Annotated in this window: 1 tRNA gene and 3 rRNA genes; all 4 read left to right on the top strand. The window is 49.7% G+C overall.

The annotated features are described in order from the left end of the window. The first annotated feature begins 298 nt into the window (after nucleotides 1–298). Nucleotides 299–1845 (top strand): 16S ribosomal RNA (locus tag ADH52_RS10365). Between the two features lie 51 nt (nucleotides 1846–1896). Continuing rightward, nucleotides 1897–1969 (top strand) — tRNA-Ala (locus ADH52_RS10360). 124 nt (nucleotides 1970–2093) lie between these two features. Continuing rightward, nucleotides 2094–4995: ribosomal RNA gene (locus ADH52_RS10355) — 23S ribosomal RNA — on the top strand. A 76-nt stretch (nucleotides 4996–5071) separates the two neighbouring features. Continuing rightward, nucleotides 5072–5187 (top strand): 5S ribosomal RNA (gene rrf, locus ADH52_RS10350). The 16S, 23S and 5S rRNA genes sit together here with 1 tRNA gene alongside, the layout of an rRNA operon. Nucleotide 5188 lies beyond the last annotated feature (1 nt).

The raw sequence follows: 5188 nt of genomic DNA, 5'->3' as shown, positions 1-5188 counted from the left end.
AGGGGTTAAGACACCGCCTTTTCACGGCGGTAACACGGGTTCGAATCCCGTACGGACTATGGTGTATTGTGGTTGAAGCACTTGATGAAAAAAGTTAAAAAAGTTTCAAAAAAGTGTTGACAAGCGAAAGCGGCTGTGATATACTAATATAGTTGTCACTTGAGAGAAGCGAGTGACAAAGACCTTTGAAAACTGAACAAGACGAACCAATGTGCAGGGCACTACAACTAAGGTTGTAGTACTGAACAATGAAAAACAATAAATCTGTCAGTGACAGAAATGAGTGAGAACTCAAACTTTTAATGAGAGTTTGATCCTGGCTCAGGACGAACGCTGGCGGCGTGCCTAATACATGCAAGTAGAACGCTGAAGGAGGAGCTTGCTTCTCTGGATGAGTTGCGAACGGGTGAGTAACGCGTAGGTAACCTGCCTGGTAGCGGGGGATAACTATTGGAAACGATAGCTAATACCGCATAAGAGTAGATGTTGCATGACATTTGCTTAAAAGGTGCAATTGCATCACTACCAGATGGACCTGCGTTGTATTAGCTAGTTGGTGGGGTAACGGCTCACCAAGGCGACGATACATAGCCGACCTGAGAGGGTGATCGGCCACACTGGGACTGAGACACGGCCCAGACTCCTACGGGAGGCAGCAGTAGGGAATCTTCGGCAATGGACGGAAGTCTGACCGAGCAACGCCGCGTGAGTGAAGAAGGTTTTCGGATCGTAAAGCTCTGTTGTAAGAGAAGAACGAGTGTGAGAGTGGAAAGTTCACACTGTGACGGTATCTTACCAGAAAGGGACGGCTAACTACGTGCCAGCAGCCGCGGTAATACGTAGGTCCCGAGCGTTGTCCGGATTTATTGGGCGTAAAGCGAGCGCAGGCGGTTAGATAAGTCTGAAGTTAAAGGCTGTGGCTTAACCATAGTACGCTTTGGAAACTGTTTAACTTGAGTGCAAGAGGGGAGAGTGGAATTCCATGTGTAGCGGTGAAATGCGTAGATATATGGAGGAACACCGGTGGCGAAAGCGGCTCTCTGGCTTGTAACTGACGCTGAGGCTCGAAAGCGTGGGGAGCAAACAGGATTAGATACCCTGGTAGTCCACGCCGTAAACGATGAGTGCTAGGTGTTAGACCCTTTCCGGGGTTTAGTGCCGCAGCTAACGCATTAAGCACTCCGCCTGGGGAGTACGACCGCAAGGTTGAAACTCAAAGGAATTGACGGGGGCCCGCACAAGCGGTGGAGCATGTGGTTTAATTCGAAGCAACGCGAAGAACCTTACCAGGTCTTGACATCCCTCTGACCGCTCTAGAGATAGAGTTTTCCTTCGGGACAGAGGTGACAGGTGGTGCATGGTTGTCGTCAGCTCGTGTCGTGAGATGTTGGGTTAAGTCCCGCAACGAGCGCAACCCCTATTGTTAGTTGCCATCATTCAGTTGGGCACTCTAGCGAGACTGCCGGTAATAAACCGGAGGAAGGTGGGGATGACGTCAAATCATCATGCCCCTTATGACCTGGGCTACACACGTGCTACAATGGCTGGTACAACGAGTCGCAAGCCGGTGACGGCAAGCTAATCTCTTAAAGCCAGTCTCAGTTCGGATTGTAGGCTGCAACTCGCCTACATGAAGTCGGAATCGCTAGTAATCGCGGATCAGCACGCCGCGGTGAATACGTTCCCGGGCCTTGTACACACCGCCCGTCACACCACGAGAGTTTGTAACACCCGAAGTCGGTGAGGTAACCTTTTAGGAGCCAGCCGCCTAAGGTGGGATAGATGATTGGGGTGAAGTCGTAACAAGGTAGCCGTATCGGAAGGTGCGGCTGGATCACCTCCTTTCTAAGGATAAGGAACTGCGCATTGGTCTTGTTTAGTCTTGAGAGGTCTTGTGGGGCCTTAGCTCAGCTGGGAGAGCGCCTGCTTTGCACGCAGGAGGTCAGCGGTTCGATCCCGCTAGGCTCCATTGGTGAGAGATCACCAAGTAATGCACATTGAAAATTGAATATCTATATCAAATAGTAACAAGAAAATAAACCGAAAACGCTGTAGTATTAATAAGAGTTTATGACTGAAAGGTCAAAAAATAAGGTTAAGTTAATAAGGGCGCACGGTGGATGCCTTGGCACTAGGAGCCGAAGAAGGACGTGACAAACGACGATATGCCTTGGGTAGCTGTAAGTAAGCGATGATCCAGGGATTTCCGAATGGGGGAACCCAACAGGTACTACCTGTTACCCGCATCTGTTAAGGATGTGAGGAGGAAGACGCAGTGAACTGAAACATCTAAGTAGCTGCAGGAAGAGAAAGCAAAAGCGATTGCCTTAGTAGCGGCGAGCGAAACGGCAGGAGGGCAAACCGAAGAGTTTACTCTTCGGGGTTGTAGGACTGCAATGTGGACTCAAAGATTATAGAAGAATGATTTGGGAAGATCAGCCAAAGAGAGTAATAGCCTCGTATTTAAAATAGTCTTTGTACCTAGCAGTATCCTGAGTACGGCGGGACACGAGAAATCCCGTCGGAATCTGGGAGGACCATCTCCCAACCCTAAATACTCCCTAGTGACCGATAGTGAACCAGTACCGTGAGGGAAAGGTGAAAAGCACCCCGGGAGGGGAGTGAAATAGAACCTGAAACCGTGTGCCTACAACAAGTTCGAGCCCGTTAATGGGTGAGAGCGTGCCTTTTGTAGAATGAACCGGCGAGTTACGTTATGATGCGAGGTTAAGTTGAAGAGACGGAGCCGTAGGGAAACCGAGTCTGAATAGGGCGCCTTAGTATCATGACGTAGACCCGAAACCATGTGACCTACCCATGAGCAGGTTGAAGGTGCGGTAAGACGCACTGGAGGACCGAACCAGGGCACGTTGAAAAGTGCTTGGATGACTTGTGGGTAGCGGAGAAATTCCAAACGAACTTGGAGATAGCTGGTTCTCTCCGAAATAGCTTTAGGGCTAGCGTCGACATTAGAGATTCTTGGAGGTAGAGCACTGTTTGGGTGAGGGGTCCATCCCGGATTACCAATCTCAGATAAACTCCGAATGCCAATGAATTATGGTCGGCAGTCAGACTGCGAGTGCTAAGATCCGTAGTCGAAAGGGAAACAGCCCAGACCACCAGCTAAGGTCCCAAAATAATTGTTAAGTGGAAAAGGATGTGGGGTTGCACAGACAACTAGGATGTTAGCTTAGAAGCAGCTATTCATTCAAAGAGTGCGTAATAGCTCACTAGTCGAGTGACCCTGCGCCGAAAATGTACCGGGGCTAAAACAATTTACCGAAGCTGTGGATACCTTTATAGGTATGGTAGGAGAGCGTTCTATGTGTGAAGAAGGTGTACCGTGAGGAGTGCTGGAACGCATAGAAGTGAGAATGCCGGTATGAGTAGCGAAAGACAGGTGAGAATCCTGTCCACCGTAAGACTAAGGTTTCCAGGGGAAGGCTCGTCCGCCCTGGGTTAGTCGGGACCTAAGGAGAGACCGAAAGGTGTATCCGATGGACAACAGGTTGATATTCCTGTACTAGAGTATGTAGTGATGGAGGGACGCAGTAGGCTAACTAAAGCAGACGATTGGAAGAGTCTGTCTAAGCAGTGAGGTGTGAACTGAGTTAAATGCTTAGTTCTATAACATTGAGCTGTGATGGGGAGCGAAGTTTAGTAGCGAAGTTAGTGACGTCACACTGCCAAGAAAAGCTTCTAGCGTTTAAACATACTCTACCCGTACCGCAAACCGACACAGGTAGTCGAGGCGAGTAGCCTCAGGTGAGCGAGAGAACTCTCGTTAAGGAACTCGGCAAAATGACCCCGTAACTTCGGGAGAAGGGGTGCTGACTTTACGTCAGCCGCAGTGAATAGGCCCAAGCAACTGTTTATCAAAAACACAGCTCTCTGCTAAATCGTAAGATGATGTATAGGGGGTGACGCCTGCCCGGTGCTGGAAGGTTAAGAGGAGTGCTTAGCGTAAGCGAAGGTATGAATTGAAGCCCCAGTAAACGGCGGCCGTAACTATAACGGTCCTAAGGTAGCGAAATTCCTTGTCGGGTAAGTTCCGACCCGCACGAAAGGCGTAATGATTTGGGCACTGTCTCAACGAGAGACTCGGTGAAATTTTAGTACCTGTGAAGATGCAGGTTACCCGCGACAGGACGGAAAGACCCCATGGAGCTTTACTGCAGTTTGATATTGAGTGTCTGTACCACATGTACAGGATAGGTAGGAGTCTAAGAGATCGGGACGCCAGTTTCGAAGGAGACGTTGTTGGGATACTACCCTTGTGTTATGGCCACTCTAACCCGGATAGGTGATCCCTATCGGAGACAGTGTCTGACGGGCAGTTTGACTGGGGCGGTCGCCTCCTAAAAGGTAACGGAGGCGCCCAAAGGTTCCCTCAGAATGGTTGGAAATCATTCGCAGAGTGTAAAGGTATAAGGGAGCTTGACTGCGAGAGCTACAACTCGAGCAGGGACGAAAGTCGGGCTTAGTGATCCGGTGGTTCCGTATGGAAGGGCCATCGCTCAACGGATAAAAGCTACCCTGGGGATAACAGGCTTATCTCCCCCAAGAGTTCACATCGACGGGGAGGTTTGGCACCTCGATGTCGGCTCGTCGCATCCTGGGGCTGTAGTCGGTCCCAAGGGTTGGGCTGTTCGCCCATTAAAGCGGCACGCGAGCTGGGTTCAGAACGTCGTGAGACAGTTCGGTCCCTATCCGTCGCGGGCGTAGGAAATTTGAGAGGATCTGCTCCTAGTACGAGAGGACCAGAGTGGACTTACCGCTGGTGTACCAGTTGTCTTGCCAAAGGCATCGCTGGGTAGCTATGTAGGGAAGGGATAAACGCTGAAAGCATCTAAGTGTGAAACCCACCTCAAGATGAGATTTCCCATGATTTTATATCAGTAAGAGCCCTGAGAGATGATCAGGTAGATAGGTTAGAAGTGGAAGTGTGGTGACACATGTAGCGGACTAATACTAATAGCTCGAGGACTTATCCAAAGTAACTGAGAATATGAAAGCGAGAGGTTTTCTTGATTTGAATAGATATTCAATTTTGAGTAGGTATTACTCAGAGTTAAGTGACGATAGCCTAGGAGATACACCTGTACCCATGCCGAACACAGAAGTTAAGCCCTAGAACGCCGGAAGTAGTTGGGGGTTGCCCCCTGTGAGATATGGAAGTCGCTTAGCT

Source organism: Streptococcus pseudopneumoniae, assembly GCF_001072665.1.
GTDB classification, from domain to species: domain Bacteria; phylum Bacillota; class Bacilli; order Lactobacillales; family Streptococcaceae; genus Streptococcus; species Streptococcus pseudopneumoniae_S.
The sequence above is the reverse complement of the archived record's forward strand: the minus strand, read 5'-3'. Positions and strand labels throughout refer to the sequence as shown.